Below are 25,463 nucleotides of genomic sequence, written 5' to 3'. Positions count from 1 at the left end.
CCGATGGCACACGACATTCAATTCGCCGACGGCGCAGCGCCGTTCTCCCAGACGCAGCAATTCCACGACATCAAGAATGCGGCGCACGAGCATCTGCTGACGCGTATCGAGGAACTGGGCGCCGAGTTCGGCCGATGGTCGCGCCAGGCGATCAATCAGTTCGTCGATCTCGAGATCGACAGCTTCGTCCGCCTGCGCCGCATTCCGCTCAACGAGAACGAGGTGCGGGCGATCGCCGAGGCGCTGACGAAGGAACTCGCCGGCTTCGGGCCGATCGAGGACCTGCTCGCGGATCCGGCAGTCGAGGACATCCTGATCAACGGCTACAACGACGTGTACGTGTCGCGGCACGGGATTCTCGCGAAGCTGCCGGTGCGTTTCACCGATAACGCGCACTTGCTGCGGATCGTGCGCCGGATCCTCGCGCCGATCGGGCGTCGTCTCGACGAATCGAACCCGATGGTCGACGCGCGACTGCCCGATGGCGGCCGCGTGAACGTCGTGATCGAGCCGCTGTCGATCGACGGCCCGATCGTGTCGATCCGCAAATTCCGCAAGGATCCGCTCAAGCCCTCGGACCTGCTCGGCAACGGCACGTACAACGACGAGATCGGCGCGCTGCTCGAGGCGGCGGTCGAGGCACGCTGCAACGTGCTCGTGTCGGGCGGCACGAGTTCGGGCAAGACGTCGCTGCTCAACGCGCTCGCATTCCACATTCCGGAGGCCGAGCGCGTCGTGACGATCGAGGATACGGCGGAGCTGTCGCTGAACCACCCGCACGTCGTGCGGCTCGAAAGCCGCCCCGGCGGATTCGACGGCAACGGTGTCGTGACGATTCGCGACCTGCTGCGCAACACGTTGCGGATGCGTCCGGACCGGATCATCGTCGGCGAAGTGCGCGGCGGTGAAGTGCTCGAAATGCTGCAGGCGATGAACACGGGCCACGACGGCTCGATGGGCACCGTGCACGCGAGTTCGCCGCGCGAGTGCCTGTACCGTCTCGAGATGCTCGCCGGGTTCGCCGGCTTCCAGGGGACCGAGTCGAGCTTGCGTCGCCAGATCGCGAACGCGATCGATTTCATCGTGCAGATCGGCCGGCTGTCGAATGGACGCCGCCGGATTCTGTCGATCACCGAGGTGACCGGGCTGTCCGACAACATCATCGCGACGCAGGAGCTGTATCGCTACGAAGCGCGCGTGACGCCGGAAGGCGAGGAAATCGATCACTGGGAATCGCTCGGCATCCATCCGCATTCGCCGAAGCTCGCGCGCTTCCGCCAGACGCTGACGAACAGCGCGATGGGCGGGGGCGGTTTCGGTGGCGGCTTTGGCGGCGGCGGGTTCGGCCGCGGCGGGGGCTTCAATGTATAGCGCGATGATCTGGGTGCTCGCGGTCGCGATGCTGTGCGTGGCATCGGCACTGATGCTGTGGCGACATGCGGAAACCCGGCGCGTGCGCACCGATGCGAAGCGCTTCATCGACAGTCGGCTCGAACCCGGCGTGCGCGTGGCGGCACCGGCTGCACGATCGGCGGCATCCGCCGCGTCGCGGGCCGTGTCGTCGTCCGGTGGCGCGCACAATGCCGCGTCTCGTGCGTTCTGGGCGCACTGGTATGCGCTCGCAACGGAGTATCTGACCAACCTCGTGAACCGTGCGGGGATCGAAGGCGCACGCGGCAAGGCGATCGTCGCGCTGGCCGCTCTCGCCGCGGTGGCGGCAATCGCGGGCAGCCGCGGCGGCGTGCTTGCGTGTTTCGCGGCGCTTGCGTGCGGCGGCGCGATCTTCGGCGTCTGGCTCACGTCGCGAATCCAGAAGCGGCGACTGAAAATCGTCCGGCAGATCCCGTCGTTTCTCGACGGGATCGTGCGACTGGTGACGCTCGGCAACAGCGTGCCGGCCGCATTCCAGGCAGCGCTGCTGACGACGGAGGAGCCGCTGCGGGGGTGTCTCGATCACGTGTCCCGGATGCTGCGCTCGGGTGTCGAGATCGATCGCGCGATGCTTCACATCGCCAAGATCTACCGGACCGAGGAGTTCGAATTGCTCGGCTCGGTACTGCGGTTGTCGGTCAAGTACGGCGGTCGCGCGGACGTCATGCTGGAGCGGATGGCCGTCTTCATGCGCGACCTCGAGCAAGCGGAGCGCGAGCTGACGGCGATGTCGGCGGAAACGCGGCTGTCGGCATTCGTGCTCGTGATGTTGCCGATCGGGATCGGCAGCTTTGTCGTGATGACCAACCCGAAATACCTGGAAGGGATGTGGAACGATCCGAGCGGGCAAATGCTCCTCATGTTCGCGTTCCTGGCACAGGTTGCGGGCAGCGTATGGCTGTATCGAATGGCTCGACTCAGGTGATGCGATGACAGCAACTCAGATCGGATCGGTCGCACTGGCACTTGGCGCGCTGGGCGTGCTGTTGTTTGGAATGATCGCGTTGTTGCGTGCGAGTGCCGCGTCGCGTGCAGAACGTGCGCTGGCCGATGCGCTCGATCAGCGCATGGCGGCGCTGGAGGCAGCCAAGGCGCGGACCACGGCGGACGAGGTTCCATCCGCGAAACCGGATACGCGCGGGCGCGAGCGCATCGAGCGCATGCTTGCGCGATTCTCGGCAACAGGGATGCGCTGGCTCGATACCGGGTTCGGCAAGCACATCGTCGCGGAAGAGGACCGTCGTCTGCTCGAGCAATGCGGTTACGTCGACGCGCGTACGCGCGGGCTGTTCCTGATCGCGCGAATTGCATGCGGGATCGCGTTGCCGTTGCTGTTCGCGATATTCGCGAGCGGGCGAACGACGAGAGGATTCTGGATGATCGGCATGTTCGCCGCATTCGGGTTCGGCTTCATGCTGCCGAAGCTCTACCTGCAGCGTCGTGCCGCCGCGCGGCGCCAGAGTGTCATCGACGAGCTGCCGTTGCTCGTCGACATGCTGCGCTTGTTGCAGGGCGTCGGATTGTCACTGGATCAAAGCCTGCAGGTCGTGACGAACGATTTCCGCGGGATGATGCCGGTGCTGTCGTCGGAGGTCGGAATCGCGCAGCGTCAATTCGCAGCGGGCCGCACGCGCGAGCAGTCGATGCAACGGTTGTCGAGCGGATTCGACAACGAGGACTTGCGCGCGATCGCGCGGCTGATGGTGCAGGTCGACAAGCACGGCGGCGCGGTTCAGGAGCCGCTCAAGCAGTTCGGCGACCGGCTTCGGGAAACGCGCCGCGCGATGCTGCGCGACCGGATCGGTCGGCTGACCGTAAAGATGACCGGTGTGATGGTGGTGACATTGCTGCCCGCACTGCTGATCGTGACGGCCGGACCGGGGTTGTTGGCCGTGATGCGTGCGCTGACGGCGCATCATCATTGACGGACGGAAGGAAATACGATGAAGCGGATCGGCGGAATGGCGAGGCACGCTGGCGTGGTGGCGGTGGTAGCGCTGCTCGGCGCATGTGCGACCAAGGAGGGCGGGTACGGCGTGAACGCGCAGGCAGAACGCGCGGCGCTGATTCAGGCGGCCGACCAGAAGCAGGCGGTGCCGGATACGCCTGCGATGTATCTCGGTCTGATCCAGCGGATGCAGGCGCAGGGCCTCTATTACGCGTCGCTCGCGCACATCGACGCTTACGACAAGGCCTACGGCGTGTCGCCGGACACGATTCTGCTGCGCGCGGACGCGCTGCGGATGACCGACCAGCCGGCTGCCGGCGCGGCTGCGTATACGCAGTTGCTGAAGACGCCGCTGGCCTCGCGTGGTTACCGCGGGCTGGGGTTGATCGCCGGTGCGGCCGGCGATTTCGGTCTGGCTGTACAGGCACTGACGCAGGCGTCGGAGCTTGCGCCGACCGACGCGTCGCTGCTGTCCGATCTCGCTTATGCGAAATTGCGTAACGGCGATGTGGTCGGCGCGCGGGTGCCGTTGATGAAGGCAGCGGAACTGGATCAACGCAATCCGAAGATCGTCAGCAACCTCGCACTGTATCTGCTCGCGTCCGGGCGCACGCAGGATGCGCAGCGACTGATGAATCAGCAGCGTCTACCGGCGGATATCCGCAAGGACATTCTTGGCGATGCCGCAAGGATTACGGCCGCGGCGCGTGCACAGCAGCGTGCGGTCGCAACGCCGCCGGTGGTGTCGCGGCACGCCGCGACCGCGCCGATCACGCCGATGGCGAACAATTTCGGCTATGACCAGACCGTGCCGCTGCTGCAACGGTTTGCACAATGAACAGAACGAACAGGCGGGGGAACGACATGAACAACAATGATCGTCGGAACATGCATGCGGGGCGCGTTGCGATGCTGGCGGCGGTTGCCTGCATGGCGCTGGGAACCGTCACCGCATACGCACAGCAGGATGCGGCACCGGTGGCGTCCGACGTGGGGCGCTCGACCAGGGACTGGCTCACGATGCAGGGCGAAAATCGGGCGGCAGCGCCGACGCAACCGTTGCTTGGCGACGTCGCGTCGTTGATCTACCAGCGTTATCTCGATTCGTTCAAGAACAAGATTCCTGAGTCGATGAGCACGCAGCTCGGTTCGTCAGGTGGCATGTCGGGTAACGGACAGGGTGCGCAGTAAGCGAAATGGCGATGCGCGCGGATCAATCACGGGTGGGGCGGCGACACGGTACTGACGGGCCGGCGGGGCAGCGTCAGCGCGGCTCCATCGCGATCATGGCGGCGATCTGGCTGTCGGTTGCCGTCATCGTACTCAGCGGAATCGACATCGGCCGCTTTTATTCCGAACGACGCCATATGCAGGCGGCTGCCGATCTGGCCGCGCTCTCGTCGGTCATGAAAGCCAGCGCGGATACGACCTGTTCGGCGGCGAAGACGGCGGCCCAGCAGGTCGCGAGCCCTTCGGCGAATTCCGTACCGGCAAACGCCACCATTTCCGTAACGTGCGGCGTGTGGACTGCGCCTCAGACCAGTGGCGGTGCCGCGCTGTTTACGCCGACCGCGGGCGACCCGATGAACGGTCAATGCGGCGGCTTGTCGGCAGGGCCGGCCGGATCAACGACCGGCCAGTCGGCCAACGCCGTGTGCGTGAGCGTTTCCGAACCGGTGACGGGCTTTTTCCGCGGCGTGAAGTCGATCAGTGCGTCGGCCATGGCGAAGAGCACGCCGACCGATACCTTTACGCTGACCACGTCGCTCGCCGCGTTGAATGGCGGGCTGGCCAATCAATTGCTCCAGACGCTGACCGGGTCGCCCAAAACGTTGAGCCTCAACGCTGTCGATTATCAGGGGCTGGCGCAGGTCAACCTGAAGCTGGCAGGCATTCTCGCCAATCTGCCGGTCGGCTCGAGCACGGCCGTACTGAACGGCTCCGTGACCCTTGGTCAGTTGGCCAACGCGGTGGTGCAGGCGGCGACCCAACAGAACCTGGTGGGCGCGAACCTGAACGTGCTGAATGCGATCGTCGTCGCGCTTTGTTCCGGCAGCGTCTGCGGCGGGCCGCAGATCGCGCTTAACCAGCTGGTTTCGGCCGCGGTGGCCAACGGCAGCTCTGCAGTCGACGCCAGCGTCAACGCGCTCGGACTGTTGTCGACCGCGCTACAGGTCGCGAACGGCACGAATGCCGTTGCCATCCCGAGCATCACGGTCCAGACGCCGACCGCGCTCGCGCCGCTGCTGAACGCGACAGTGTCGGGTTCCGTATCACTCGCCGGAACGCCGCCGGCCACCGCAAGCGGGCCGCCCGGACCGTCGAATTGCGGGACGTCGAATTGCTTGACCAATACGTCGACAGCGCAAGGGAACGTGTTCCTGAATACGTCGATATCGCTGCTGTCGACGTGCTCGAACGGATCGCTGGTCTATCCGGGAGGCACCTGCCCGTCAGGCAATGCGACGCCGCTGGCCGTCGTGCGACTGCCGATTACCGCGTATGTCGCGCCGGCGAAGGCCGGGCTCGCCTCCGTCACCTGTTCCGCGAACGGCACGAAGAGCGCGACGGTGAACGTGCAGACCGGCGTGGTCGCCGTCTATATCGGTGGGACGGCGAATACGCCGATCAACCTCAATGCGTCCAGCGGTTATGTTCCGAACGGCGGCGCATCGCCGATCACGTTGGTGTCCGTCAACTTGCAGAGCCTGCTGAATCTGCTCAACCTCGGCGGCTTGACATCGGCGCTGACAACGTTGCTCAGCGTCGCCACGCTCGGGCTCCTCAACGTGAACGACATCTCGGTCAACGTCAATTTGCAGCCCGGCCAGTTGACGGTTCCGGTCGCCAATCAAAATCCGACGTCGCTGGTGTTCACCTATCCTGGGCCTGGATCATCCGCGTCGCCGAGTCCGGCATCGCCGTACATGCTTTCCGTGGGAACCGATCAGTTCCTGTCGCCCGCGGTTCAGGGTATCGCCAACGGTGGTCTGACGCTGTCGCTGTCTGCCCCACAGGGCAGTCTGGCAGGATTGCTGGCCGGTATATTGAATCCGGTGGTGAGCCTCATCACCGGCCCGCTTCTGACCGCACTGGCGAGCACACTCGTTCCGCTCCTGCTGCAACCGATCGATTCGCTGCTGACTTCGGTCACCGGCTTGCTCGGCTTGAGTCTGGGGAACGCCTATGTCACAAATACACCGGACTCGATCAAATGCGGCAATCCGATGCTCGTGCAATGAAAACCGCGGCGTCCACTTGCGTCGGGAGCGCGGGCAGCGCTTCGGCCCATGCCCCGCGCCTGACCCGCAGTGCCGCATCACTCGTCAATAACCGTAGCCGCACCTGAATCATGAGAACCACCTCCGCAATCGCAGAACTCGACCTGTACGTCTGGGAAGGCAAGGCGGACATCGTCGACCGCGTTGCCCGCTGCATGGCGAGCTTCGACGTCGAAGTGATCCGCGCCGACAATGCGGAAATCTCGCCGGAGCGCGCCGCGTTGCGGCCGTCGCTCGCGATCATCAGCGTGACGATGATCGAAACCGGCGCGGCATTCCTGCGCGACTGGCAGGCCAACATCGGCATGCCGGTCGTCTGGGTCGGCGCGGCGCGCGACCACGACGCGTCGCAGTATCCGCCCGACTATTCGCACATCCTGCCGCTCGACTTCACCTGCGCCGAACTGCGCGGGATGATCGGCAAGCTCGTCACGCAGCTGCGCGCGCACGCGGCCGATACGCTGCAGCCGTCCGAACTCGTCGCGCACTCGGAGTCGATGCAGGCGCTGCTGCACGAGGTCGATACGTTCGCCGACTGCGACACCAACGTGTTGCTGCACGGCGAAACCGGCGTCGGCAAGGAACGTATCGCGCAATTGCTCCACGAAAAGCATTCGCGCTACCGGACCGGCGAATTCGTGCCGGTCAACTGCGGCGCGATTCCGGACGGCCTGTTCGAATCGCTGTTCTTCGGGCACGCGAAAGGCTCGTTCACCGGCGCGGTTGTTGCGCATAAAGGCTATTTCGAGCAGGCGGCGGGCGGCACGTTGTTCCTCGACGAAGTCGGCGACCTGCCGTTGTACCAGCAAGTCAAGCTGCTGCGCGTGCTGGAGGACGGCGCCGTGCTGCGGGTCGGCGCGACGACGCCGATCAAGGTCGATTTCCGTCTCGTCGCGGCCAGTAACAAGAAGCTGCCGCAGCTCGTGAAGGATGGCCTGTTCCGCGCGGATCTTTACTATCGGCTCGCGGTGATCGAGCTGAGCATTCCGTCGCTGGAAGAGCGGGGCGCGGTCGACAAGATCGCGCTGTTCAAGTCGTTCGTCGCGGAGGTTGTGGGCGACGAGCGGCTCGCGCAATTGTCCGACCTGCCTTACTGGCTCGCGGACGCGGTAGCGGACAGCTATTTCCCCGGCAACGTGCGCGAACTGCGCAACCTTGCGGAGCGCGTCGGGGTGACGGTGCGGCAAACGGGCGGCTGGGATGCCGCGCGACTGCAGCGGCTGGTCGCACATGCACGCAATTCGGCGCAGCCGGTGCCGGTGGAGAGTGCGGCAGAGGTCTTCGTCGACCGCAGCAAGTGGGACATGAACGAGCGCAGCCGCGTGATCGCCGCCCTCGACGCAAACGGTTGGCGGCGTCAGGATACGGCGCAGCAGCTCGGCATCAGCCGGAAAGTCCTGTGGGAAAAGATGCGCAAGTATCAGATATTCGACGAAGAGCCCGAGACTCGCGAAAGCGAATAATTAATGAGATAAAATCGCGCTGAATTACAACGACACGGGCGGGGAATCGAAATTCATGAGCCATATGACGGGGTTGGGGCGGGCGTGTGTGTTGCTCGCCATGATGGGAGGCATGCAGGGCGCGTTCGCGCAGGGGTTGGCCGGCAACGCATCGCCGGCGGTGCAGCAGGCGTCGGCGCCGGTGGCGACGATTCCGGTGATCGATCAGCAGGTTCAGACGTCGGTACAGCCGCAGGCGGGCGAGACGACCGGGCAGAGCACGGTCGACGAACTGCAGCGCCAGATCCAGGCGCATTCGCTGACGGAAATGCGCACCAGCTATAACGGCAGCTACGGCGCGAGCCTGCTGTTCAGCGTGAAGGACGGTTCCTATTTCGTCGCGCTGTTCCAGCAGAAGGCGTTCTGGCGGGTGATCAAGACTTACGACGAAACGCGGGCCGAGACGATCTATCGCGATTTCTCGCGTCAGGCGGAACGGCTGGCCGTCAACGAACTGCGTGCGGCGAAGCTGGAATCGCAAAAGGCGCGGATGGACCGGCAGATCGAAGTCACGCAGGAACGGGCGCGGCGTCTGCAGGCGGACATCTCGATCGCACGCGAGCAGCAGGCAGCGGTCGCGGATCGCCAGAAGAGCGTCCGCACCGAAACGGCGGCGTTGCAGGCGCAGCAGGCGCAGCTTCAGTCGCAACTGCGCGCATTGCAGCAGCAGGTGCGTTCGCTGCAGCGCGAGGCCGACGCAGGCTTGCCGACGACGGCGCACTGAGCGATCACGGCACGGCCGGTGCGGCGACATGCCGCGCCGACCCACCAGAAAAAAGGGCAAGCCGCTTGGCTTGCCCTTTCGTTTTACTGGCCGTCCGGCACGATTCGCCGGCGGCGCGTGACGATCACCGGCCCGTTGCCGCCGCGTGCGTCGGACGGCGACGTGTTGCCCGATGCGTCGCCGGCGTCGCGCGGTGCGCCGTAGCTTTCGCGCGGGGCGCTGTAGCCTTCGCGGGGTTCGCGCGGCGCGCCATAACCCTCGCGCGGTTCGCGCGAGCCATAGCCTTCGCGCGGTTCACGGGAACCGTAACCTTCACGCGGTTCGCGCGAGCCGTAGCCGCCGCCGTCGCCGCGCGATTCGCGGGCGCCGCCGTGCGAGCCGTACGGGCTGTGCCCGCCGCCTTCGCGGCCGCCCGGCCGACCGCCGGTACGCGGGCCGCGGGGGCCGCCGCCGCCCGGGCGCGAGCCGCCCGTGTCGAGCTGGATCGTGGAAATCGCACGCTTGTAGATGCCTTGCAGACCCACGGGGGTGCGCAGCATCACCAGGTACTGGTCGAACGACTCGATACACCCCGTCAGACGAATGCCGTTGACGAGATAGATTTCAACACGCTTACGTTCCTTGCGCGCCGAATTGATGAAGTCGTTTTGCGGATGGGATTCTGCGGGATTGGCCATTGAGGTGCGGCAGGAGCCTGCGTCAGAGAATATGTTGTGCGTGTGTGGCGTGGTTGCCCACCAAGTGTTTGGCGGGATTTTACCCTGTTCGTTCCACCAGTGCGCAGTCGCGATTGTGTCGAACCGTAACCCACTATAGACGTTCCCGTGCATTTTCGCGATTCGGTCGAATGGCTAATGCCGTTTCGTTACGTCGCGTTACGACTCTCGCAACGGCGTAGCACCTGGCGGCGCGCGGCGCGATTACATTCGACGCGCGTGCCGGGCTGGCCGGCGGATCCGGGAAGGGGAACATGAACAAGAGGGGATTGGCGGTGTGGATCGGGAGTGTGGCGTTGCTCGCTTCCGGCAGTGCAATGGCGGGGCACGTCGACTTGTCGGTGGGCATCGGCGTGCCGGTCGCGCCGGTCTATGTCGAGCCGGCGCCGGTCTATGTGGCGCCGCAGCCGGCGGTGGTCGCCTATCCGGGTTACGGATACGGCTACTACGGCGAAGAGGACGACGACGGTTACCGGAAATGGCGCAAGCACTATTACAAGCATTGGCGCAAGCATCACGACGATGACGACGATTGAGCGCGACCTGCGCGGCGCCGGTGACGTTCAGAACGCGTAATCCGGATTCTTCGGGTCGAACGCGGATTCGTCGAGCGTCACCGGCGCGATTTTCTCGATGACGATCCGTTCGAAGATCTTGCCGTCGTTGTCATACGATTCGACGGTCCTGAAGTACGGCGCGTGCAGGTCGAGCCCGAGGGTTTCCTTCTTCGCGTAGAACTGCGGGCGGCCGGTCGGCGTCTCGTAGGTGAGCGCGACGACGCGCACGCCGCCGATCGTCTTCGCTTCCACCTGCGTCGGCCGCTGCACGCCGGCTTCCTGGTATTTCTTTCCTTCGGTCAGGTACAGGTTCGTGATGAACTCGGTGCCGAGATCCTTCACCTGGTGATTCGACTGGGCGCGTGCGAGTGCGCCGTCGAGCGCCGTCCACAGCGGAATCTTGCCGAGCAGGCCGCCGAGATGGCCGTACATCTCGTCCTTGCGCTGGGTCGTGTCATAGATCGTCTCCTGTCCGGCATGCGCGCCGCCCGGCAGCCATTTCGCGTACACCCGCAACGGTTCGCGGGTCGTCTTCACGAGCATGCGGTCGGGCGTGTCGGACCATTTCCCGCTGATGCGCTCCTGGCGCACCATCGTGAACTGGTACGACGGATAGCCATTGGGACCGTTGCGGATATAGAGCGGGACGGCGAGCGGATCGAGTGTCTTGAACAGCGCCGTGAGCGTCGCGTCGTCAAGTTGTGCGAGCGTGCCGCGCTGGGCGGCCGTGCGCAGCCAGCGCGCCTGCTGCGCGACCGGCTCGCGCGTGACCTTCGCCAGGTCCGCCGGCAGTGCGGCCTCCTGGGCCGCGCTCGCGGCGGCGGCGGTTTCCTGCGCATGCAGGCCGGCTTGCGCGAGCGACAGCATGCACGCGACGGCCGCGGCCGCGTGCCGCGTGCGGCGCTTCGTTCCTTCGTTCATCGACAGCATCTCCGGGGCGATGGATCGTTCAGCCTTGCTTCGCGGCCTTGAGCTTGGCGAGTTCCTCGTCGCGCAGCGCGCGGCGCAGGATCTTGCCGACGTTCGTCTGCGGCAGCGCGTCGCGGAATTCGACGAACTTCGGCATCTTGTAACCGGTCAGGTTTTTGCGGCAATGCGCGAGCACGTCGTCGACCGTCAGCGTCGGGTCGCGGCGCACGACGAAGACCTTGATCCGTTCGCCCTGGACTTCGTCCGGGATGCCGATCGCGGCGGCTTCGCTGATGCCCGGATGCATGACCAGCACTTCCTCGATCTCGTTCGGATACACGTTGAAGCCCGAGACGAGGATCATGTCCTTCTTGCGGTCGATCAGGCGGATGAAGCCGCGCTCGTCCATCACGCCGATGTCGCCGGTGCCGAGCCAGCCGTCGGCGTCGATCACCTTCGCGGTCTCGTCGGGCCGCTGCCAGTAGCCGCGCATCACCTGCGGGCCGTGCACGCACAGCTCGCCCGGCTCGCCGACGGCGGCCCAGGTGCCGTCCTCGCGCCGGAAGCGCACGAGCGTCGACGGGGCGGGCAGGCCGATCGAGCCGCTGAACGCGGCCATGTCGGTCAGATCCACCGGATTCATCGTGACGATCGGCGAGCATTCGGTGAGCCCGTAGCCTTCGACGACCGGCCGCCCCGTGACCGCCTGAAAGCGCTCCGCGACCGCGCGCTGCATCGCCATGCCGCCCGCCATCGCGAGCTTGAGCTTCGAGAAGTCGCGCTTGCGGAATTCCTCGTTGTCGAGGAACGCGTTGTACAGCGTGTTGATCCCGGTGATTCCGGTGAACGTCTCGTTGCGGATGATCTTCATCACCATGTTCATGTCGCGCGGATTCGCGATCAGGATGTTGCGCCCGCCGAGCCCCATGAAGATGAACGCGTTCACCGTCAGCGAATAGATGTGATAAAGCGGCAGCGGCGTCAGCACGGTCTCGACGTCGCCCGAGACCTGGTCGGCGATCCACGCCTTGGCCTGCAGCAGGTTCGCGATCAGGTTGCCGTGCGTGAGCATCGCGCCTTTCGCGACGCCGGTCGTGCCGCCCGTGTATTGCAGGAACGCGAGATCGTCGCGCGTCGTCTGCACCGGTTGCGGTTTGCCGCGTGCGCCGAGCGCGAGGGCGGCGCGCAGCCGGATCGCCTGCGGCAGGCTGTAGGCCGGCACGAGCTTTTTCACGTGCTTCAGCACGAAATTGATCAGGCGTCCTTTTGCATTGAAGCCGTCGGCGAGCAGGTCGCCGAGCGCGGTGACGACGATGTTCTTCACCTGCGTTTCCGGCAACGCGTCCTGCAGCGTGCGCGCGAAGTTCTCGAATACGACGATCGTCTGCGCGCCGCTGTCCTTCAGTTGGTGCGCGAGTTCGCGCGCGGTATAGAGCGGGTTGACGTTGACGACGATCGCGCCGGCCTTCAGCGTCCCGAACAGCGCGACCGGGTACTGGAACGTATTCGGCAGCATGATGGCGACGCGGTCGCCTGGCTTCACGCCGGTGCTTTGCAGATACGACGCGAACGCATCGACTTTTTGCGCGAGCGTGCGATAGGTCATCGATGCGCCTGCGCTCACGTAGGCGACGCGCTCGGCGAAGCGCGAGGTGCATTCGTCGAAGAATTGCACGAGCGATGCGTATTGCGTGACGTCGATTTCGTGCGGCACGCCGGGCGGATACGAGGCGTACCAGATGCCGTCGGTGTTCGGCGGGAGTTGGGCCGCTGCGGTTGCTGCGGATGAGGACATGATGTGTCTCCGGTGTCGACGAGCGTTAGCGCTTCAGCGCTTACGCTCGTCCCATGCTTCGCGGTCGACAAGAGTTGGCGCTTCAGCGCTAACTCTCGTCCCATGCTTTTTCGTCGACGAGCGCAAGCCAGCCCTGGCTCCCGCCGCATGACATTCGTTCGGCCCGGGCCAGCGTGTCAACGCCGGCCCGGGCCGCCAAAATCGTGAATCGCCGCCTGCGCGGCCTCGTGCGATCAGCTCGCCGAATGCACCGTCGCCGGATCGGCGGCCGGCGCGCTCGCGGGCAGCCCGAACGCTTCGCTCGCACCCGCATCGTCGAGCACGGCCGCGAAGATTGACAGCTGCGCGCTGTCGGGCATCGGCGCCTTCAGCGCGGCGACGATCAGCGAGGACAACCGCGCGATCATCTGCACGTCGTTCATCGTGCGGCCTTGCGAGAATTCGTCGATGAGGCTTTCGGTTTCGGCCCCGGCCAGCGCACCGGACAGCGCACCGATCGCGAAGTGCAGCCGCCAGCCGAGCTCCGTGCGCGGCAGGTGCGGCAGCGCGCGCTGGAATGCGTCGAAGAAGCGGCCCGCGACGCTCGCGTAGTGCGCGGTCAGGAAGTTGCGCACGAATGGCGACGGGTCGGTGTACGCGCGGCCGATCAGCCGCAGGAACGCGGGGCCGCCGCGCTCGGGGTCGCGCGACGCCTTCAGCGCGGGAATGAACATCGCGCCGAGCACGTGTTCGCAGGTGATGTGTGCACCGAGCTGCGCATCGAAGCGGTCGAGAATGCCGAGACGTTCCTGGTTGAGCTGATCGAGCCGACGCGACAGCATCGCGTGGATCAACGCTTCCTTGCTGCCGAAGTGATAGTTGACCGCGGCGAGGTTCACCGCCGCGCGCGACGTGATCTGCCGCATCGACATCGCTTCGAAGCCATGTTCGATGAACAGGTCCTCGGCCGCATCGAGAATGCGCGCCTTCGTCCCGCCGGTCTGCCGATTTCCGGATGACCGCGTCCCGGACGGCCGTCCCGCCGACGGTCGCCCCTCCTGACTGACTGCCATGTCCCGCCTCCCAATGCCGGTCGCCCGGCCGCGAACAGGTGATTTGATTATCTGATTCAAACAGCCGTTTTTATTAAGATAAAAAAACGCGGGCGGCGCGGGCAAGCGCGGAATCTGGACAAATTCCTCTAGTTCGATGTGCGAATGCGGAAAGTCTGTCGCGCGGCCCCGGCGGGGATAGGGCGCGCGCGATGGTGCGATGCGGCAATGCGCAGGTTCAGCCGACGGTGCTACGCGTATTGACCGATTGCGTCATGTCGATGCCGCGCCGTTCGCGGCTGAACAGGATCAGCACGGCGATCACGACGGCCACGATGCCGGCCACGAGCGCCAGCGCGAAACCGTAGTTGTCGCCCTGGGAAACCGCGAGCGACGCCTGCATCGTCGCGTTGCCGGACGCGAGCAGGTTGCCGAGCTGGTAGACGACGCCGGGGAACGTCGCACGAATCTCGTCGGGCGAGATCTCGTTCAGGTGGACGGGGATCACGCCCCACGCACCCTGTACGGAGATCTGCATCAGGAACGCGCCGGCGGCGAGCGCGACCGGGCCGCTCGAGAACGCCCACAGCGGCAGCACCGGCAGCGCGATCAGCGCGGCGACGAAGATCGCGCGACGGCGGCCGATCTTCTCCGAGATCGCGCCGAACGACAGGCCGCCGACGATCGCGCCGATGTTCAGCACGATCGTGATCCACGACACGGTATGCGGATCGAAGTGATGCTGTTCGCGCAGGAAGGTGGGGTAGAGGTCCTGCGTGCCGTGCGAGAAGAAGTTGAACGCGGTCATCAGCACGATCGCGTAGATCGTGAGTTTCCAGTTCTGCTGGATCGTGGTCGCGAGACTCGGCCGCGGACGCTTTTCCATCTGCTTCCAGGCCGGCGATTCGGGCACGTGCGTGCGCACATACAGCACGAGCAGCGCGGGCAGCACGCCGACCATGAACATGCCGCGCCAGCCGATGTACTGGTAGAACAGGCCGAACACGACGGACGCGAGCAGGTAGCCGCTCGGATAGCCGGCCTGCAGCAAGCCCGACACGAAGCCGCGCGCGTGGGTCGGCACGGTTTCCATCGTCAGCGCGGAGCCGACGCCCCATTCACCGCCCATCGCGATGCCGAACAGCGCGCGCAGCGCCAGCAGCGCGGCGAGGCTCGGCGCGAAGCCCGACGCGAGTTCGAGCAGCGAATAGCACGCGATGTTGACCATCAGCGTCGGACGGCGGCCGAACCGGTCGGCGAGCCGGCCGAAGATCAGCGCGCCGATCGGGCGCATCGCGAGCGTGAGCGTCAGCGCGAACGCGACCGCGGGAATCGTCGACGCGAATTCGGCGGCGATGTCCTTCAGCACGAAGACCATCAGGAAAAAATCGAACGCGTCGAGTGTCCAGCCCAGGTAGGCGGCGATCGTGACGTTGCGTTGTTCGCGGGTCCAGCTCATGTCCGAGGTCTCCTCGTAGGCTTGCGCGCTCACGATCCGCTGGCGGATGCCGGCCCGGCTTGCGCGCGGTGCGGGGGCATGGATCGAGTGTAGGCCGCGGCTCCGTGCGACGTGGGGTGCGATAACCGCGAATCGGGAATAATCCCTATGAAATGGATTGTTGAGAAAATGGAAATGAGCGTGCGCGAGACGGGCGACAGGCGTCTGTATCATTCCGGAAGGCTTTTTGTATCAGTCATGTAATGTGCGCGACGCGCATCGCCACCGAATCAGGAGTCCAGATGACCGAACCATCCGTTGCCGCGTTGCCCGTCCTGGAGACCGGGCGGTTGTGGCTGCGCCCGCGCGTGCTGGCCGATCTCGACGCGAGCATCGAGATGGATCGCGATCCCGAGGTCACGCGCTACATCGCGGGCCCGTGGCACGACCCGGACGAACATCGCCGCTTCGTCACGCATCGGATCACGCGCGCGTATCCGCCGGGCCTCGGCTACTGGTCGATCTTCGAGAAGGCCGCGCCCGATGCGTTCATCGGATGGATCCTGCTGATTCCCGACTATGCGGGCGGCGCGCGCGACGTCGAGATCGGCTGGCGGCTCATGCGCGCGGCGTGGGGGCGCGGCATCGCATGCGAGGCTGCCGCGGCCGTCGTGCGTCATGCGTTCGACACCGTGCGGCTGCCGCGCGTGATCGCCGATATCGCCGAGGCGAACACGGGTTCGCTGAACGTCGCACGCAAGCTCGGGATGCGCCGCGTGAGCGTCGTTCACGACGGGATTCCTTACGTGCGCCACCGTCTCGAGCGCGACGACCTGCGTGCATAGTGTTGCGTCCGGTTGTCAGAGATGGTCAAGCACAGGCATATCGAGGCCGTGACGTATTAACGGCTCGTCAGATCAGGAGTATCGTTGCCGGAAATTCGTAACATGGGGTACGACCATGGCACTCGGCAACGACGTTCATCTCATTCCCGTCCGGCTCGACGCACTGCGTCCGACGCAAATGACGGTCGGCTATCGCGAAGTGAAAGCGAAGCGCAAGCACTGGAAGACGCTCGACAAGCGCGCGCGCAAGGCCGCGATCGAGTCGCACTGGTTTCCGGCCGTCCTCGGCCCGGGCGGGCTGCACTACATCACCGATCATCACCACCTCGGCCTCGCGCTGATCGAGGAAGGGGAGACGCGTGTGAACGCGATGCTGCTGAAGGATCTGTCCTGGCTCGACGACACGATCTTCTGGCGGATGATGGAACACAACCAGTGGGTGCATCCGTTCGGCGCGGACGGTTCGCGTCGCGACTACGCACATCTGCCGAAGGCGCTGACGGGGCTCGAGGACGATCCGTACCGGAGCCTTGCGGGCGAGCTGCGCACGGCCGGCGGCTACGCGAAGGATGCGACGCCGTTCAGCGAATTCCTGTGGGCCGACTACCTGCGCCAGCACGTGACGCTCGACCAGATCCGCAAGAACTTCTCGAAGGCGCTCGACCTCTCGCTGCGCCGTGCGCACGAGCAGGACGCGCGCTATCTGCCCGGCTGGTCGGGCGTCATTGCCGTCAAGCCCTGATACGCGCCCGGTGCCTGCCACTTCATGACGACCGTCCCGCCCCGTCCGGATGCCGGCCCGCAGCATCCCGAGCATTTCGCTGCACTCGATGCGGCAACGTCGCCGCCCATGCGGCGCATCGGCCTCGACGCGCTGGCCGGCGTATCGATCGCCGGGCTGCTGATTCCCGAGGCGGTCGCGTACGCGGGTCTCGCCAATCTGCCGCCGCAGGCCGGTCTCATCGCGCTGCTGTCGGGGCTCGTCGTCTATGCGCTGACCGGCAGCAGTCGCTTTGCGATCGTGTCGTCGACGTCGTCGTCGGCGGCCGTGCTCGCCGCGACCGTGCTGGCCGAGTCCGGGATGGCGCTTGCCGCGCAACTCGCGCTCGCGGCCGCGCTCGTCGCGATGACCGGCGTGCTGTTCATCCTGGCGGGCGCCGCGCGACTGGGCGGCATGTCGGATTTCGTCGCGCGTCCGGTCCTGCGCGGTTTCACGTTCGGCCTGGCGCTGACGATCGTCATCAAGCAGTTGCCGAAGATTCTCGCGATCTCCGTGCAGCACAGCGACGCGCCGCATGTCGCGCTCGAGCTCGTCGCCGGCGCGCCGCATGCGAACCTCGCGAGCGTCGCGCTCGGCGCGACCGCGCTCGCGTTGCTGTTCGTGCTCGGCCGGCGCTCGCGCGTGCCCGCGACACTGGTCGTGATCGTGCTGTCGATCGCGGCCGGGTATATGGTCGACTGGCAGCACTACGGAATCGCGATCGTCGGGCACATCGATTTCCGGCACATCGAATTCGGCCTGCCGCATCTCGACCGCAATGCATGGATGCAGACGGTCGAACTTGCTTTCGCGCTGATGCTGATCCTGTATGCGGAGTCGTACGGATCGATTCGCAACTTCGCGCTGAAGCACGGCGACAGCGTGTCGCCGAACCGCGACCTCGTCGCGCTCGGCTGCGCGAACCTCGTGTCGGGGCTGCTGCACGGGATGCCGGTCGGCGCCGGCTATTCGGCGACGTCCGCGAACGAGGCGGCCGGTGCGCGGTCGCGTTTCGCGGGCTTGTGGGCGGCCGGCGTGGTCGCGCTGATCGTGTGGCTGCTGTTGCCGCAGCTTGCGCGCACGCCGGAGCCCGTGCTCGCGGCGATCGTGATCTTTGCGGTCAGCCACTCGCTGCATCCGACGGTGTTCCGGCCGTACTGGGTCTGGCATCGCGACCGGCTCGTCGTGATCGCCGCGTTGCTCGCGGTGCTCGTGCTCGGCGTGCTGCACGGCCTGCTCGCGGCCATCGGCGTGAGCCTGCTGCTGACGCTGCGCAAGTTGTCGGAGCCGAACGTGAGCGTGCTCGGCCGGTTGCGCGACGGGCACGACTTCGTCGACGTCGCGAACCATGCCGATGCGACGCCGGTACCCGGCGTGCTGATCGTGCGGCCCGAGGCGCAGCTGTTCTTCGCGAACGCGGACCGGATGCTCAATCGCGTGCGTGCGCTGATGAAGGCCGCGCCCGATACGCGTACCGTGCTGCTGAGTCTCGAGGAAACGCCGGACGTGGACGGCACGACGATCGAGTCGTTGCGCACGTTCGCGGCGGAATGCGCGGCGCGCGGGCTGCAGTTCGCGATCGTGCGGCTCAAGGAGCACGCGCTGCATGCGCTGCGCCGCGCGGCCGACGAGACGCTGCGCGACGACGCGATGTCCGAACTGAGTGTCGACGAGAGCCTGCAACTGCTGCAGGCGCGCGGTAATGGCGGGAAGGGCGCGCAGGGCGGTGCGTGACGATGCGAGGCGAACGCGCCGTCCTGCGCGTTCCGGTGCCGCCTAGTGCGACAGCGCGGCGTCGGCCGCTTCGGCGGTCGCGGGGTTGGCCATCACCTCTACCACCTCGGCCGCCGTCGGCGCATATGCGCCCGCATGCGCACAGGCGACCGCCGCACAGGCGGCCGCATAGCGCAGATGATCGGCGGCCGATGCGCCGGGGCGCGTGAGCTGGCTGGCGAGCCAGCCACCGATGCTGGCGTCGCCGCAGCCGACGGTATCGGCGACCTCGGTCGCGAACGCCGGTTGGAACAGCGCGGAATCGCGATGCAGGAGCTGCATGCCGGCCGCGCCGCGCGTGACGAGCACGCTCGCATCGGGCGCCCACGCGCGCAATTGCGCGAGCGCGGCGGTTTCGTCGCGCTCGGGGAACAGGCCGCGCAGATCTTCGTCGGAGACCTTGATCCAGTCGGCGAGACTTGCCAGCCGCCGCAGGGTGGCGCGATACGACGGCGCGGCCATCGGCGCGCGATAGTTCGGATCGAACGAGATTCGTTTGCCGGCGGCGCGTGCAGCCTGCACGACGTCGATCAGGCGCGATGCAAGCGGCTCGCGCACGACGCCGAGCGAGCCGACGTGCACGATCTCGGCCGCGTCGAGCGCGCCGTCGGGCAAGTCGGCCGGATCGAACGCGAGATCGGCGCTGTTTTCGCCGATGAAGAAATAGTCGGGCGGCTGTTTCGACACGACCATCGCAAGCAGCGGCGCACGATCGACCTGCCGGATGAAGCGCGGGTCGAGCCCGGCATCGGCGCTCCTGCGCATCAATTCGTCGCCGAAGATGTCGCGGCTGACCGTGCCGGCGAAGGCGGTCGGCACGCCGAGCCGCGCGCCGACGCGCGCCACGTTCCAGCACGAGCCGCCGGCGACGCTGCGCCAGTGCTGCGCGTCGTCGCGGATGAAATCGGTCAGCGCTTCGCCGAATACGATCAGGCGGGGGAACGTCGTCGTCATGTCGAAACCTTGTGCCGTGGCGTGTCGCGCGGCGGTGCAGCGGTTGAGGTGAGCGGACGGGCGGGGCCGGGCGCCGCGCGCGGCGACGCTGCCCGGCACCGCCCGGGATCGCGGGTGGCGTCGCGCGATCAGCGCGGGCTGCTCCAGCCCTTGTAGCCCTTCACGTTGTCGCGCGTGACGAGCGTCGGCTCGATCAGGATCATCGGATTGGCCGGCTTCTGGCCGTTCATGATCCCGTAGCCGACGTTGACGGCCTGTTGCGCCATCGCCCACGGGTCCTGGCTCGACGACGCCTGCACGAGCGTGTTGGACTTCAGCGCCACCTCGATATCCGGCGCGCCGTCGACCGACGTGATCACGATGTTCGGGCGATTCAGCTGCTTCGCCGCGAGATCGCTGCCGATCGCCTGCGGGTCGTTGATCGTGAACACGCCGTCGAGCTTCGGAAAGCGCGTCAGGTAGCCCTGCATCGCGTTCATCCCGCCTTCGCGCGAGCCCTTGCCGTCCTGGTCGCTCGACAGCAGCTTGATGCCCGGGTTTTTCGCGAGCACGGTCTTGCAGCCGTTCACGCGATCGATCACGGCCGACACCTGCGGGCCGTTCTCGATGATCACGTTGCCCTTGCCGCTGAGCTTCTTCGCGAGGTAGTCGCACGCCAGCTCGCCGGCCTTCACGTTGTTGGTCTGCACGGTCGCATTCGCGCCGGCTGCCGCGACGTCCACCGCGACGACCGTGATGCCGGCCGCCTGCGCCTTCTTCACCGCCGGCTCGATCGCCTTCGGATCGGTCGCGTTGAGCAGGATCATGTCGACGTGTGCGGAGATGAAGTTGTCGATCTGGGTGAACTGCTTGTTCAGGTCGTAATCGGCGGAAACCGCGGTGACCTTCGCGTTCGGGTTGAGCTGTTTGGCGCGTGCTTCGGCGCCCTTCACGATCGTGACGAAGTACGGGTTGCCGAGCGACCCGACCGTGACGCCGATCGATTTCAGCGGCTTGTCGGCTGCGTGGGCGGCGGCGGCGCCGAAGGCGAGCGCGCAGGCGATGGCGGTCAGGGCGGCTTTGTGCTTGAACATGTCGTTGTGTCTCCGGAAGGTCCGTTGGCGGACGGGCGCAGGAGGACCTGCCTGCGCCCTGATGGTTGAATGGTGAGGAGTGCGTGTCAGGTACGGGCCGAGTCGCGCTGGCGATAGCGGTCGAGCGCGACGGCGCCGATGATCACGAGCCCCTTGATGATGTATTGCCAGATGTCGGACACGCCGAGCAGCACGAGACCGTTGGTCAGAACCGCGATGATTAGCGCACCGATCAGCGTGCCGACGATCGAGCCGACGCCGCCGACGAAGCTCGTGCCGCCGAGGATCACCGCGGCGATCGCATCGAGTTCGTACGACTGGCCGAGCTGCAGGCCGTTGGCCGCATAGAGCCGCGCGGCCGACATCACCGCGCCGAGACCCGCGAGCAGACCCGACGCGGCATACACGAACAGCTGGATCGCCCGCACGTTGATGCCCGACAGGCGCGCGGCTTCGGGGTTGCCGCCGACCGAATAGATCCGCATCCCGAGCACCGTGCGGCGCAGGATGAACCAGGACAGCGCGATCACCGCGCACGCGATCACGACGAGCCAGGGCACGCCGAGGATCGTGCCGTTGCCGATGAACGCGAACGGCAGTTGCGGGTTGAAGACGGTCGTGTCGTTGCCGATCAGGCGGGCGACCCCGCGCACGGCCGTCATCGCGCCGAGCGTGACGATGAACGGCGGCAGGCGCAGGAACGAGATCAGGCCGCCGTTGATCGCGCCGAACACGAGGCCGACCGCGAGCGCGATCGGCACGCCGAGCCAGCCCCAGCCGGGGATGGTCGACGCGAGCAGCGCGGCGACGGCCGATGCGGCGAGCACCGAACCGACCGACAGGTCGATGCCGCCCGTCAGGATCACGAAGGTCATGCCGGCGGCGAGCACGATGTTGATCGAGGCCTGCTGCGTGACGATCGACAGGTTCTGCAGCGTGAAGAAGCCGTCGGTCAGGAATCCGAAGCCGATGCACAGAACCAGCAGCGCCGGCAGCATGCCGGCGGTGCGCATCAGCGATTGCATGCGCGCGCGATGATCGGCGCCGCGCATCAGCGGCGTACGGTTGGCCACCGGATGGGCCGTCGCGGAAGCGAGGTTCCGCTGCTTGGTCGGGTTGATCATGTCGGTACCTGGACGTAATAGGGAGATGAAGGGGCCGTGGTCAGTGCGCGTCGGCGAGTTCGGCCTGCGAGCCGGTGGCGAGCGCGATGATCGCTTCCTGCGTGATGGGCGTGTGCATGTGGCCGCCGAGTTGGCCGGCGATCTCGCCTTCGCGCATCACGAGCACGCGATCGGCGACACCGATGATTTCCGGCAGCTCGCTCGAGATCACGATCACGCCGACGCCCGCACGGGCCAGTTCGTTGATGATCCGGTAGATCTCGGATTTCGCGCCGATGTCGACGCCGCGCGTCGGTTCGTCGAGGATCAGCACGCGCGGCTTCGTCTCGAGCAGGCGCGACAGCAGCACTTTCTGCTGGTTGCCGCCCGACAGCGCGCCGACGTTCACGTTCGCGTTCGGCACGCGGATCGACAGCGAGGCGATCGCGTCGCGCGCGCGTTCGGCGCCGCGTGCGAGATCGAGCGCGCCGAGTCGTGCGTCGCGGTTGCACACGGAGATGTTGATGTTGTCGCGCACGCTCATGTCCAGGAACAGGCCCTGGCGCTTGCGGTCTTCCGTCAGGTAGACGAGGCCCGCGTCGATCGCGTCGCGCGGCGAATGGGCGCCGAACGTCCGATCGCCCAGCTTCACGTCGCCGCGCGTGCGCGGTTCCGCGCCGAAGATCAGCCGCGCAAGCTCGGTGCGGCCCGCGCCGACGAGCCCGGCGATGCCGAGCACCTCGCCCGCATGCAGGTCGAGGCTGCAGCCGCGCACGCGGTCGCCGTCGGCGATGTCGCGTACCGACAGCAGCAGGTGGCCGGGGTCGTACGGCGCATGTTCCTTCTTGTAGAAGCCGGAGATGTCGCGGCCCACCATCATCGCGACGAGCCGCTCGGCCGACAGCGATTCGCGCTCGAGCGTGCCGACGTACGATCCGTCGCGCAGCACCGACACGCGGTCGGACAATTCATAGATCTCGGCCATCCGGTGGCTGATGTAGATGATCGCGAGACCTTCCTCGCGCAGCTGGCGAATCAGGCCGAACAGGTGCTCGGTCTCGCGCGACGACAGCGGTGTCGTCGGTTCGTCCATCACGAGGATGCGTGCGCGGGTGTGCACGGCGCGCGCGATTTCGACGAGTTGCTGCTCGGCGATCGACAGCGTGCCGACGAGCGTGTCGGGCCCGAACGGGGCGCCGAGACGCGTGAGCACGTCCTGGCAGCCGCGCGCCATCGCCGCGCGGTCGATGGTGCCCCAGCGGCGGTTGCCGCGCCGCAGTTCGCGGCCGACGTAGATGTTTTCCGCCACCGTCAGGTTCGGCGCGAGGCACAGCTCCTGATAGATCACCGCGACGCCCGCATCGCGCGCGGCAAGCGGGCCGTCGACGTCGATGCGCTCGCCGTCGATCAGGATTTCGCCGCCGGCGTCGGAGCGGTACGCACCCGACAGGATCTTCATCAGCGTCGATTTGCCCGCGCCGTTCTCGCCCATCAGCGAGTGGATCTCGCCCGGATAGACGGTCAGGCTGACGTTGTCGAGCGCGCGCACGGCCGGGAACGTCTTGCTGATCCGGCGCATCTCGAGCAGCGGCCGGGGCGACTCAGAACGCGACATGGTTGACCTCCTGCGATTCGGTGCGGGCGCCCTTGAGGATGCCGGCCCGCGGGGAGAAGTTGAAGAACATCGGCAGCGTCGCGGCGCCGATCGCGCCGGCGTCGGCGCCGAACGTGCCGCGCACGAGCGTCGGCGTGCCGCGCGCTTCCGGCGCGGTGGCGACGAGCGCCGCGCGCAGGCGGGTCGTCAGCGCATCGAGCAGGCCGGCGTCGGTATCGGCATCGAGCACGACCACCGGCGCATCGACGACGCACAGCACCGCGCGCAATGCCGGGGCGAGTGCGTCGACGCAGTCGTCGATCCATTCGTCGACCGCCGGCAGGCCGCGCGCGATGCAGGCTTCGAGATCGGCGCGGTTCTCGACCGTCTCGCCGTGATGGCGCAGGTGGCGCACCAGCGCATGCAGCGATGCGCGGGCGAGCAGGATGTCCCACGGGCCGCGCGGCGGCGGCGCGGAGGCCAGCCGGCTCGGCGGGACGGGAATCACGGCGATGTCGCCGGCATTGCCGGTCACGCCGCGCAGGCAGTCGCCGTCGATCGCGATGCCGCCGCCGATCGCCGGACCGATGAACAGGTAGACGAAGTCGTCGCACTGCCGGCCGTACCCGTAGAACAGTTCGGCGATCGCTGCCGCGTTGCCGTCGTTTTCGCCGAACACGGGCAGCGACAGCGTGCGCCCGAGGTCGCTCGCGAAGTCGACGTCTTCCCATGCGCGGAACGTGTCGGGCGCGAGGCCGAGCTCGCGCATCCATGCGCCGAGGTTGTACGGCTGCGCGACGCCGACGCCCGCCAGGCGCGCGCGCTCATGCGCGGGAAGCAGATCCTGCATCGCATCGATGTCGCGTCGCACGATGTCGAGCACGTCGGCGGGCGGGGGGAGCAGCATGTCGTGGGAGCGGCGGCCGAGCACGTCGCCCGCGAAATTGACGAGCGCCGTCTCGATGCGCATCCGGTCGAGATGGACGCCGATGCCGAACGCGCCGCGCGGATCGAGGCGGATCAGCGATGCCGGCTGGCCGCGCTGGCCTTCGGTGCGGCCGGCGAACGCGATCAGCTTCGCATCGGCGAGCGACGCGATGATGCTGCCGACCGCCGTGCCCGTCATGTTCGCGAGACGGGCGAGGTCGGCCTTCGATGCGCTACCCGCACGGCGCAGCGTCTTCAACAGCAGGCGCTCGTTGTAACGGCGCACGTTGGCCGAGTTGCTTCCCTGGCCGATGTGCGGGCTTCTCATGGCGTCTCCTTCCATGGGGCGCGTCGGTTGCGACGCATTAAATAAATCACGTTGATTTATTTAACCGCGTGAGCGGCGGCGTGTCAGCCTAGGGAAATCCCGGTTTTGCCTCTGGGTGGGGATGGATGCTGGTGGGCAAGGGTGAGGCGAATCACGTATGGCGAAGTGATTGTCCCCACGCACGAGGGCGGGCGTGGATTCGGCACTCGGTGCGTGTTGGCGGGCTGGGGGAGTTGCGCTGCGGCCGCGGCGAAAGCGCGCCCGCAGGGATTCTGGAGCCGGAAATGAAAAAAGGCCGGCATAAAGCCGACCTTTTCAAAAACAGATGGTGCCCAGGAGAGGACTCGAACCTCCACGATGTTGCCACCGCTAGGACCTGAACCTAGTGCGTCTACCAATTCCGCCACCTGGGCACGTTTCGCTTTGCTGCATCGCGAAAGACCGCAATTATAGCGCGACTGAAGGGCGTGTCAACAGATTTTTGCGCGATCGTTTGGATCGGTGAGAAAAAGGGCGCGCCTGGTTCGTCGCGTCTGAACACATTGACCCGTCGATGCCGGCGCGAGGAATTACTGCCGGAAAGGATCGAGCGAATTTCCTGAATGCGCATTCACGTTTGTCGCCGGAGAAATTATTCTCGACGACATCCTGTCGTGCGGGCTGCCCCCGCGGCTTCAGGATGCGATCGCAACAATTGCCCGCTGGCCCGGCGGGCCGTGTGCTTCGCGCAACGCCGACACGCAATGGCGCGTGCGGCACCTGTGGGTGAAGTCG

General features: G+C 66.4%; 22 protein-coding genes and 1 tRNA gene. 12 read left to right on the top strand and 11 right to left on the bottom strand.

What is annotated here, in order from left to right; translation table 11 throughout:
• Positions 1-3 precede the first annotated feature (3 nt).
• The 8 genes from ACV22V_RS28500 to ACV22V_RS28465 all read left to right on the top strand — a co-directional run bounded on the left by ACV22V_RS28500 (position 4) and on the right by ACV22V_RS28465 (position 8,886).
• On the top strand, positions 4-1,371 hold the full coding sequence (locus ACV22V_RS28500; protein ID WP_448016170.1) for a CpaF family protein: 1,368 nt from the start codon (positions 4-6) through the stop codon (positions 1,369-1,371).
• Positions 1,364-2,356, top strand: a complete 993-nt coding sequence (locus ACV22V_RS28495; protein WP_059532993.1) for a type II secretion system F family protein — start codon at positions 1,364-1,366, stop codon at positions 2,354-2,356. Before ACV22V_RS28500 ends, ACV22V_RS28495 begins: the two co-directional genes overlap by 8 nt.
• A 4-nt stretch (positions 2,357-2,360) precedes the next feature.
• Positions 2,361-3,356, top strand: coding sequence for a type II secretion system F family protein (locus ACV22V_RS28490; RefSeq protein ID WP_448016169.1), 996 nt, complete (start codon positions 2,361-2,363; stop codon positions 3,354-3,356).
• 18 nt (positions 3,357-3,374) lie between these two features.
• Positions 3,375-4,217 (top strand): pilus assembly protein, encoded by an 843-nt coding sequence (locus tag ACV22V_RS28485; RefSeq protein ID WP_448016168.1) that lies wholly within the window; start codon positions 3,375-3,377, stop codon positions 4,215-4,217.
• Positions 4,218-4,243: 26 nt separating this feature from the next.
• The gene (locus ACV22V_RS28480; RefSeq protein WP_059691800.1) at positions 4,244-4,570 is read left to right on the top strand and encodes a DUF3613 domain-containing protein; all 327 of its coding nucleotides are present in this window, start codon (positions 4,244-4,246) and stop codon (positions 4,568-4,570) included.
• 11 nt (positions 4,571-4,581) lie between these two features.
• Entirely contained in the window at positions 4,582-6,621 is a 2,040-nt protein-coding gene (locus ACV22V_RS28475; protein ID WP_448016167.1) for a pilus assembly protein TadG-related protein, read from the top strand.
• A 110-nt stretch (positions 6,622-6,731) separates the two neighbouring features.
• Positions 6,732-8,123 (top strand): sigma 54-interacting transcriptional regulator, encoded by a 1,392-nt coding sequence (locus tag ACV22V_RS28470; protein ID WP_059532978.1) that lies wholly within the window; start codon positions 6,732-6,734, stop codon positions 8,121-8,123.
• A gap of 55 nt (positions 8,124-8,178) precedes the next feature.
• Positions 8,179-8,886: a DUF2968 domain-containing protein gene (locus ACV22V_RS28465; protein ID WP_059691798.1), complete on the top strand. Its 708-nt coding sequence runs from the start codon at positions 8,179-8,181 to the stop codon at positions 8,884-8,886.
• Between the two features lie 83 nt (positions 8,887-8,969).
• Here the strand turns inward: ACV22V_RS28465 and hfq are convergent, their stop codons facing one another.
• On the bottom strand, positions 8,970-9,563 hold the full coding sequence (gene hfq, locus ACV22V_RS28460; RefSeq protein WP_059701435.1) for an RNA chaperone Hfq: 594 nt from the start codon (positions 9,561-9,563) through the stop codon (positions 8,970-8,972).
• Between the two features lie 293 nt (positions 9,564-9,856).
• Between hfq and ACV22V_RS28455 the strand changes: the two genes are divergently transcribed.
• A complete protein-coding gene (locus ACV22V_RS28455; RefSeq protein WP_059533118.1) occupies positions 9,857-10,138 on the top strand; it encodes a PXPV repeat protein in 282 nt (93 codons plus the stop codon).
• 27 nt (positions 10,139-10,165) lie between these two features.
• On the opposite strand, the gene ACV22V_RS28450 is transcribed toward ACV22V_RS28455, so the two are convergent.
• The 4 genes from ACV22V_RS28450 to ACV22V_RS28435 form a co-directional block, all read right to left on the bottom strand.
• A complete protein-coding gene (locus ACV22V_RS28450; RefSeq protein WP_059691838.1) occupies positions 10,166-11,080 on the bottom strand; it encodes a DUF1571 domain-containing protein in 915 nt (304 codons plus the stop codon).
• A gap of 28 nt (positions 11,081-11,108) precedes the next feature.
• On the bottom strand, positions 11,109-12,863 hold the full coding sequence (locus ACV22V_RS28445; RefSeq protein WP_059532966.1) for an AMP-binding protein: 1,755 nt from the start codon (positions 12,861-12,863) through the stop codon (positions 11,109-11,111).
• 233 nt (positions 12,864-13,096) lie between these two features.
• Complete coding sequence (locus ACV22V_RS28440; RefSeq protein ID WP_059691795.1) at positions 13,097-13,915, bottom strand: TetR/AcrR family transcriptional regulator; 819 nt, start codon at positions 13,913-13,915, stop codon at positions 13,097-13,099.
• A gap of 217 nt (positions 13,916-14,132) precedes the next feature.
• Positions 14,133-15,353 carry an MFS transporter gene (locus tag ACV22V_RS28435; protein ID WP_059701433.1) on the bottom strand — a complete coding sequence of 407 codons (1,221 nt, stop codon included), beginning with the start codon at positions 15,351-15,353 and terminating at the stop codon, positions 14,133-14,135.
• 281 nt (positions 15,354-15,634) lie between these two features.
• Here ACV22V_RS28435 and ACV22V_RS28430 point away from each other — a divergent pair, with 281 nt between their 5' ends.
• The 3 genes from ACV22V_RS28430 to ACV22V_RS28420 all read left to right on the top strand — a co-directional run bounded on the left by ACV22V_RS28430 (position 15,635) and on the right by ACV22V_RS28420 (position 18,671).
• Complete coding sequence (locus ACV22V_RS28430; protein WP_448016166.1) at positions 15,635-16,177, top strand: GNAT family N-acetyltransferase; 543 nt, start codon at positions 15,635-15,637, stop codon at positions 16,175-16,177.
• Positions 16,178-16,292: 115 nt separating this feature from the next.
• The gene (locus ACV22V_RS28425) at positions 16,293-16,919 is read left to right on the top strand and encodes a ParB-like protein (protein ID WP_059691792.1); all 627 of its coding nucleotides are present in this window, start codon (positions 16,293-16,295) and stop codon (positions 16,917-16,919) included.
• Between the two features lie 24 nt (positions 16,920-16,943).
• Complete coding sequence (locus tag ACV22V_RS28420) at positions 16,944-18,671, top strand: SulP family inorganic anion transporter (RefSeq protein WP_059691791.1); 1,728 nt, start codon at positions 16,944-16,946, stop codon at positions 18,669-18,671.
• Positions 18,672-18,713: 42 nt separating this feature from the next.
• On the opposite strand, the gene ACV22V_RS28415 is transcribed toward ACV22V_RS28420, so the two are convergent.
• The 6 genes from ACV22V_RS28415 to ACV22V_RS28390 all read right to left on the bottom strand — a co-directional run bounded on the left by ACV22V_RS28415 (position 18,714) and on the right by ACV22V_RS28390 (position 25,102).
• A complete protein-coding gene (locus tag ACV22V_RS28415; RefSeq protein ID WP_448016165.1) occupies positions 18,714-19,664 on the bottom strand; it encodes a carbohydrate kinase family protein in 951 nt (316 codons plus the stop codon).
• 128 nt (positions 19,665-19,792) lie between these two features.
• Positions 19,793-20,737 carry an ABC transporter substrate-binding protein gene (locus tag ACV22V_RS28410; protein WP_059701426.1) on the bottom strand — a complete coding sequence of 315 codons (945 nt, stop codon included), beginning with the start codon at positions 20,735-20,737 and terminating at the stop codon, positions 19,793-19,795.
• 86 nt (positions 20,738-20,823) lie between these two features.
• On the bottom strand, positions 20,824-21,861 hold the full coding sequence (locus tag ACV22V_RS28405; RefSeq protein WP_448016164.1) for an ABC transporter permease subunit: 1,038 nt from the start codon (positions 21,859-21,861) through the stop codon (positions 20,824-20,826).
• Positions 21,862-21,901: 40 nt separating this feature from the next.
• Positions 21,902-23,455: a sugar ABC transporter ATP-binding protein gene (locus tag ACV22V_RS28400; RefSeq protein WP_448016163.1), complete on the bottom strand. Its 1,554-nt coding sequence runs from the start codon at positions 23,453-23,455 to the stop codon at positions 21,902-21,904.
• Positions 23,442-24,689 (bottom strand): ROK family protein, encoded by a 1,248-nt coding sequence (locus ACV22V_RS28395; RefSeq protein ID WP_059691837.1) that lies wholly within the window; start codon positions 24,687-24,689, stop codon positions 23,442-23,444. Before ACV22V_RS28395 ends, ACV22V_RS28400 begins: the two co-directional genes overlap by 14 nt.
• A 326-nt stretch (positions 24,690-25,015) precedes the next feature.
• Positions 25,016-25,102, bottom strand: a tRNA-Leu gene (locus ACV22V_RS28390).
• Between the last annotated feature and the right edge of the window lie 361 nt (positions 25,103-25,463).

The sequence above is a fragment of the Burkholderia sp. AW33-5 genome (assembly GCF_053427615.1).
This window is presented reverse-complemented; position numbering and strand designations above follow the sequence as displayed.

Excerpts from the sequence above, each read along its gene's own strand:
- ACV22V_RS28410 (WP_059701426.1), bottom strand. The coding sequence starts at position 20,737 with ATGTTCAAGCACAAAGCCGCCCTGACCGCCATCGCCTGCGCGCTCGCC.
- ACV22V_RS28425 (WP_059691792.1), top strand. The coding sequence starts at position 16,293 with ATGGCACTCGGCAACGACGTTCATCTCATTCCCGTCCGGCTCGACGCA.
- ACV22V_RS28495 (WP_059532993.1), top strand. The coding sequence starts at position 1,364 with ATGTATAGCGCGATGATCTGGGTGCTCGCGGTCGCGATGCTGTGCGTG.
- hfq (WP_059701435.1), bottom strand. The coding sequence starts at position 9,563 with ATGGCCAATCCCGCAGAATCCCATCCGCAAAACGACTTCATCAATTCG.
- ACV22V_RS28470 (WP_059532978.1), top strand. The coding sequence starts at position 6,732 with ATGAGAACCACCTCCGCAATCGCAGAACTCGACCTGTACGTCTGGGAA.
- ACV22V_RS28465 (WP_059691798.1), top strand. The coding sequence starts at position 8,179 with ATGAGCCATATGACGGGGTTGGGGCGGGCGTGTGTGTTGCTCGCCATG.
- ACV22V_RS28485 (WP_448016168.1), top strand. The coding sequence starts at position 3,375 with ATGAAGCGGATCGGCGGAATGGCGAGGCACGCTGGCGTGGTGGCGGTG.
- ACV22V_RS28400 (WP_448016163.1), bottom strand. The coding sequence starts at position 23,455 with ATGTCGCGTTCTGAGTCGCCCCGGCCGCTGCTCGAGATGCGCCGGATC.
- ACV22V_RS28435 (WP_059701433.1), bottom strand. The coding sequence starts at position 15,353 with ATGAGCTGGACCCGCGAACAACGCAACGTCACGATCGCCGCCTACCTG.
- ACV22V_RS28440 (WP_059691795.1), bottom strand. The coding sequence starts at position 13,915 with ATGGCAGTCAGTCAGGAGGGGCGACCGTCGGCGGGACGGCCGTCCGGG.
- ACV22V_RS28430 (WP_448016166.1), top strand. The coding sequence starts at position 15,635 with ATGACCGAACCATCCGTTGCCGCGTTGCCCGTCCTGGAGACCGGGCGG.
- ACV22V_RS28455 (WP_059533118.1), top strand. The coding sequence starts at position 9,857 with ATGAACAAGAGGGGATTGGCGGTGTGGATCGGGAGTGTGGCGTTGCTC.
- ACV22V_RS28450 (WP_059691838.1), bottom strand. The coding sequence starts at position 11,080 with ATGAACGAAGGAACGAAGCGCCGCACGCGGCACGCGGCCGCGGCCGTC.
- ACV22V_RS28500 (WP_448016170.1), top strand. The coding sequence starts at position 4 with ATGGCACACGACATTCAATTCGCCGACGGCGCAGCGCCGTTCTCCCAG.
- ACV22V_RS28395 (WP_059691837.1), bottom strand. The coding sequence starts at position 24,689 with ATGAGAAGCCCGCACATCGGCCAGGGAAGCAACTCGGCCAACGTGCGC.
- ACV22V_RS28445 (WP_059532966.1), bottom strand. The coding sequence starts at position 12,863 with ATGTCCTCATCCGCAGCAACCGCAGCGGCCCAACTCCCGCCGAACACC.
- ACV22V_RS28405 (WP_448016164.1), bottom strand. The coding sequence starts at position 21,861 with ATGATCAACCCGACCAAGCAGCGGAACCTCGCTTCCGCGACGGCCCAT.
- ACV22V_RS28415 (WP_448016165.1), bottom strand. The coding sequence starts at position 19,664 with ATGACGACGACGTTCCCCCGCCTGATCGTATTCGGCGAAGCGCTGACC.
- ACV22V_RS28475 (WP_448016167.1), top strand. The coding sequence starts at position 4,582 with ATGCGCGCGGATCAATCACGGGTGGGGCGGCGACACGGTACTGACGGG.
- ACV22V_RS28490 (WP_448016169.1), top strand. The coding sequence starts at position 2,361 with ATGACAGCAACTCAGATCGGATCGGTCGCACTGGCACTTGGCGCGCTG.
- ACV22V_RS28480 (WP_059691800.1), top strand. The coding sequence starts at position 4,244 with ATGAACAACAATGATCGTCGGAACATGCATGCGGGGCGCGTTGCGATG.
- ACV22V_RS28420 (WP_059691791.1), top strand. The coding sequence starts at position 16,944 with ATGACGACCGTCCCGCCCCGTCCGGATGCCGGCCCGCAGCATCCCGAG.